We start from the raw sequence: 5419 nt of genomic DNA on the forward strand, positions 1-5419 counted from the left end.
CCCCCCCCCCCCCCCCCCCCCCCCCCCGCGCGGGGGGGGGGGGGGGGGGGGGGGGGGGGGGGGGGGCGGCCGCCCCCCCCCCCCCCCCCCCCCCCCGTCCGGCCCCACCCGGCGACTCCCGCTTGCGCGCCCTTGCTCGTCCGCCCTCCTCCCCTGTGTCGCTCGGTGTTCCCCGCCGCTTACGAGCGCGCCCGCGTCGCGCGAGGCCGCAGCCGCGCCCCGGCGCGTACCGGTTGACCTGCGCGCTTGGCCAACGGTTTACCGTCTACTCATGGGCGGACAGGCCCATCACCCGCACCGAGGAGTTCGCCCGTTGTCTGCGTCATCCGCCCTGGTCGATGCCATGGAGCGGCATCAGATCGCCCTCTATCTGGGCGCGCTGGCCGTCGGTGGGGCGGTCGGTTCGGCCGCGCCCGGTGCCGGGCCCGCGCTGGAGCACGCCATCAACCCGCTCCTGGCGGCGCTGTTGTACGTGACCTTTCTCCAGGTGCCGGCCGCGCACCTGGTGCGGTCGCTGCGGGAGGGCAGGTTCCTGGCGGCCGTGCTGGTGCTCAACTTCGTCCTGGTGCCGCTCGTGGTGGCCGTCCTGTTCGTCTTCCTCCCCGGTGACCGGGCTGTCCGGATGGGCTTCCTGCTGGTGCTGCTCGCGCCGTGCATCGACTACGTGATCGTCTTCGGCGGTCTGGCCGGCGGCAGCAACCAGCGGCTGTTGGCGGCGAGTCCGCTCCTGCTGCTGGTGCAGATGGTGCTGCTGCCCGGGTACCTGTTCCTGTTCCTGGGCTCCGAGTTGGCCGATGCCGTGGAGGTCGGCCCGTTCGTCGAGGCGTTCTGCGTACTGATCGTCATCCCGCTCGCGCTGGCCTGGCTCACCCAGGGGTGGGCCGCCCGGCGGGAGGCGGGGCGGCGGACCGTGGATCGGGCGAACGCGCTGATGGTGCCGTTGATGTGCACCACCCTGGCGGTCGTGGTCGGCTCCCAGTTGCCCAAGCTGGACGACCACCTGGGCGATGTGGCCCGGGTGATCCCGCTGTACGCGGCCTTCCTGGTGGTGATGGCCTTCGTCGGCCTCGCCGTCACCCGCGCGTTCGGCCTGGACGTGCCCGCCGGACGCGCCGTCGTCTTCTCCGGCGCGACCCGCAACTCCCTGGTCGTCCTGCCGTTGGCACTGGCCCTGCCCGAGGAGCTGACCCTCGCGGCGACCGTGGTGGTCACCCAGACCCTGGTCGAACTGGTCGGCATGGTGGTCTACGTACGGGCCGTGCCCCGGCTGTTGCCCACTCCGCAACCGGCGCCGGGGCCGCACCGGCCGGCGGACGGCGGCTGAACCTGCCGGCTCCCGCGCCGCCGGGGGCGGGCGCGCGGCCGCGCCGCCCCGGGGGGGGGGGGGGGCGGGGGTGGCCCCCCGGCCCGCTCCCCGCCCCCGACGCCCCTGATGAGAACCCCTATGAGAAAGAGGAGGACCCCCATGACCGACACGCGCCCCGTCCCCACCGATGCGGAGCTCGCGGCCTCGCTCGACGGTGACTTCACCAGTGCGTACGCCACCGTGAACGGCGTCAGGCTGCACCACGTCACCGGCGGCAGCGGCGAACCGCTGATCCTGCTGGGTGGTTGGCCGCAGACCTGGTGGCAGTTCCGCAAGGTGCTGCCCGCGCTGGCCCGCTCCTTCCGGGTGACCGCCGTCGACCTGCGGGGCATGGGCGGCTCGGACAAGCCGGCGGACGGCTACGACAAGCGCACCATGGCGCGCGACATCCACGAGTTGATCCACCACCTCGGCCACACGTCGGCCTTCGTCGCCGGACACGACATCGGCGCCGGGCTCGGCTACCACCTGGCCGCCAACTACCCCGCATCGGTGCGCCGGCTGGTCACCATCGACCTCGGCGTGCCCGAGGCGTCCTGGCTGGAGATCCCCATGCTGCCCGGCTCGGACGAACAGGTCGAGGCCATCTCCCGGGGGCGGGGCGGCTACCCCTGGTGGTTCGCCTTCAACCAACTGCGCGGGCTGCCCGAGGAGTTGCTCGCCGGCCGCTTCCGTCCGGTGATCGACTGGCTGTACGGGCACATGCTCCTCGACCAGGCGTCGGTATCCGATGACGCCCGGCGCATCTACGCCCATGCGTACGCCACGCCCGAGGCGATCCGTGCCGGCAACGGCTGGTACCAGACGATGCGCAAGGACGTCATCGACCTCGCCGACCACGCCCCGCTGACGCTGCCCATCCTCACCCTGGCCGGCGAACTGGGCTACCAGGCCCTGCGCCAGCAGATGGGTCCCGACAAGGGCACCGACATCCGGGTGGTGGAGGTCCGCGGCAGCGGCCACTACGTCCCCGAGGAGCAGCCGGAGGCGGTGGTGCGGGAGCTGCTCGCCTTCTTCGGGACGGCGGGCGCACAGGAGTAGGCCGACACCCGGTGCGGTCCCACCCTGGGCCCGCACCGGGGCTGGCTTGGGGAACCTGCCTCGGTCCATCCCACCCTGGGCCTGCGACGGGGCTGGCCTGGGTCCACCCACCCCGGGCCCGCACCGGGGCTCGCTTGGGGAACCTGCCTCGGCCCATCCCACCCCGGGCCCGCGCCGAGGGTCGACTTCGGGCACCCACCCTGGCCCCCACTCTTGGCCCGCGCCGGGCCCGTCCCACCCGCAGCCCACCGGGACCCGCTCAGGGAGCCCATCTCACCCCACCTCATCCCACCCCAGTCGGCACGGCCAACGCATTCCCCTCCGCCCCTCTCCCCCTTCCCGCATCCTCTTCTTGCTTCTTATGCCCCCTTCTTGCACCCCCTTCTGGCGCCCCGCCCCCTTGGTGGCGGGGTTTTCCCTGGTGATGTGCGCCCTGCCACATATGCCGGCCGGACCGTCGTGCGTACGGAGTCGATCAATAGGGGAATCGCCCGGCGGGGCAGGCCGCTGACCGGGATTTCGAGAATTCCTGGTGCGGGAGGCAACCTCGCGCGGCTTTGGCGCGTATTCCTGGGTAGCAGGGACGCATGCGAGGCCCACTGATGTGGCCCCGGCCACAAGAGACGGGCCGCAGGAGGGCGTCGAGAGTTCCGCCGAAGAGGCCAAGCAAGATCATTTGAACTGAACTTTTCGGACTTTTCTGGCCCTGTGGTGCACCTCACCGGCGCCCCGCGATGATCTGTCACGTGCTGTGGTCACCCGATTCCCTTCCGGTCGCGGGAACCCTGCACCGCCTGCGATGTCGCCCGCGGCCCACACTTCGAATTATCGCCGTGCGGCACAGATCCCGTGCAGAGCGTTATCTCTTCTCGCGAGTTATCGGCCGCAATTGATCTCCATCGACAGGTTCAGGCTTGTCGGCAGGGAAATGAATGTGTTTTGTTGGCGATCCCGCTGAAACGAAGGCGGGTATCCGACGCCGGAATGCCGAATCTTGCCGCTGGCCGAGGAGAAACTTCAAAGTCACGACGGCAAGAGCGGGGGAACCAGGTAAGTGCCGCACCGCGTCTCAGCGCGGTCGGCTTGGGGTGAAGACGTGTCGCGGCACCCCGCCGCACCAGACGCGTCCGGGCAACTCCAGCCCGAATCCGACAGCTCACCTCGTAGGCATAGGAGAGGGCTACCCCTATGTCTTTTCGCGCACGCCACAGCCGCATCAGCCCCCGTCGTCTTGCGCGCATCTCCGTCGCGCTGACCGCTGGCGGCGCCGGCCTCGCCCTCCCCTTCCTGGGCGCCCCCCAGGCCAACCCCGCCTCCGTGGACGTCTGGGAGAAGGTCGCCCAGTGCGAGGCCACCGGCAACTGGAGCATCAACACCGGTAACGGCTTCTACGGCGGCCTCCAGTTCACCGACAGCACGTGGCGCTCCTTCGGCGGCACGGCCTACGCGCCGCGCGCCGACCTGGCCACCAAGGACCAGCAGATCGCCATCGCCGAGAAGGTCCTCAAGGTGCAGGGCCCCGGCGCCTGGCCGGTGTGCTCCGTCAAGGCGGGCCTGACCGCCGGCGGCCCGCCCCCGCAGATCGCCCCCGACGGCGCCCGCGAGCAGGGCAACACCACCACCCGCGACAGCCGCCCGACCCAGCAGGTCGCGCCGAAGGCTGCCCCGAAGGCCGTTGCTCCGAAGGCCGCCCCGAAGGCCGCCCCCAAGGTTGCCCCGAAGGCAGCCCCCAAGGCCGAGGTGAAGTCCGCTCCGCGCACCCACCAGCACACCGCGGGCGCCTCGTACACCGTGCGTTCCGGTGACACCCTGTTCAAGATCGCCCAGGCGCACGACGTCAACGGTGGCTGGCGCGCCGTCTACGACCGCAACCAGGACGTCGTGGGCAAGAACCCCAACCTGATCTACCCGGACCAGCGCCTGACGCTGCCCGGCGCCGGCTCCGCGCTGAAGGCCCCGCAGAAGAGCGCTCCGCAGCAGCAGGCAGCCCCGGCCCCGCAGCAGCAGCGCGCCCCGCAGGCCGCCCAGCCGAAGGCTCCGCAGCAGCAGGTCGCGCCCAAGTCCGCGCCGGTCCAGCAGACCCAGCCGCAGACCGAGGCCGCCACCTCGACCGGCTTCACCGCCCCGGTGGCCGGCTCCACCGGTACCCCGTACCGCCAGGCCGGCGGTAGCTGGTCCAGCGGCTACCACACCGGTGTGGACTTCCCCGTCGGCACCGGCACCACGGTCAAGGCCGTCGGCGCCGGCCAGGTCGTCTCCGCCGGCTGGGCGGGCTCGTACGGCAACCAGGTCGTCATCCGCCACGCGGACGGCCACTACAGCCAGTACGCGCACCTGTCGCAGCTCACCGTCTCGGCCGGGCAGAGCGTCTCCGGCGGCCAGCAGATCGGCCTGTCCGGCAGCACCGGCAACAGCAGCGGCCCGCACCTGCACTTCGAGATCCGCACCGGCGCCGGCTACGGCTCGGACGTCGACCCGATCGCGTACCTGCGCGCCAAGGGTGTCAGCATCTGATCACCCCAGGCCGCTGACCGGCTGCCGCTGACCGGTCGCTGACCGGGGCAGTCACGCAGCCCCAGCACCACAGATGTGGCCCCGCGCCCCCCCCGCCCCCGGGGCCCGCGGCGGGGGGCGGGGGGGCCCCACCCCCCCCCCCGGGGGGGGGGGCCCGCGCCCGGGGCGCGCCCGGGGGCAGCCCCCCCCCCCCCCCCCCCCAGTGGCCCCCCTTCGCCCCCCCGGCGAAGGGGCACATCGGCGTTCTCCGGGGCAGCCCAACCCGGCCGCCGGGGCGTGATGGACCCGGCCGCTCGGGGAGTGCCGGGCGGGCGCTGGGTAGAGTTTCCCGTCATGGGGTTGTGGAACGGGGAGGAACCCGCGACATCGGGCGGCGCCGAACCCGAGCACGGTGCCGAAGGTCCCGTACGGAGCGCCGGCGGCCCCCCCCCGCTCACACAGGCCGCCCGCGGAGCCCCCAGCGCACCCCCCCCCCCAGCCCCCCCGCGCCCCCGCCAC

General features: G+C 72.8%; 3 protein-coding genes and 1 riboswitch. All 3 genes read left to right on the top strand.

What is annotated here, in order from left to right:
- The first annotated feature begins 343 nt into the window (after positions 1-343).
- The gene (locus AAHZ94_RS27740; protein ID WP_349996232.1) at positions 344-1324 is read left to right on the top strand and encodes an arsenic resistance protein; all 981 of its coding nucleotides are present in this window, start codon (positions 344-346) and stop codon (positions 1322-1324) included.
- A 141-nt stretch (positions 1325-1465) separates the two neighbouring features.
- A complete protein-coding gene (locus AAHZ94_RS27745; protein ID WP_349996228.1) occupies positions 1466-2407 on the top strand; it encodes an alpha/beta fold hydrolase in 942 nt (313 codons plus the stop codon).
- Between the two features lie 985 nt (positions 2408-3392).
- Positions 3393-3587, top strand: a riboswitch (cyclic di-AMP (ydaO/yuaA leader).
- A gap of 8 nt (positions 3588-3595) precedes the next feature.
- A complete protein-coding gene (locus tag AAHZ94_RS27750; RefSeq protein ID WP_349996230.1) occupies positions 3596-4921 on the top strand; it encodes a transglycosylase family protein in 1326 nt (441 codons plus the stop codon).
- Positions 4922-5419: the final 498 nt, after the last annotated feature.

This window comes from Streptomyces sp. HSW2009 (genome assembly GCF_040240285.1).
GTDB lineage: Bacteria > Actinomycetota > Actinomycetes > Streptomycetales > Streptomycetaceae > Streptomyces.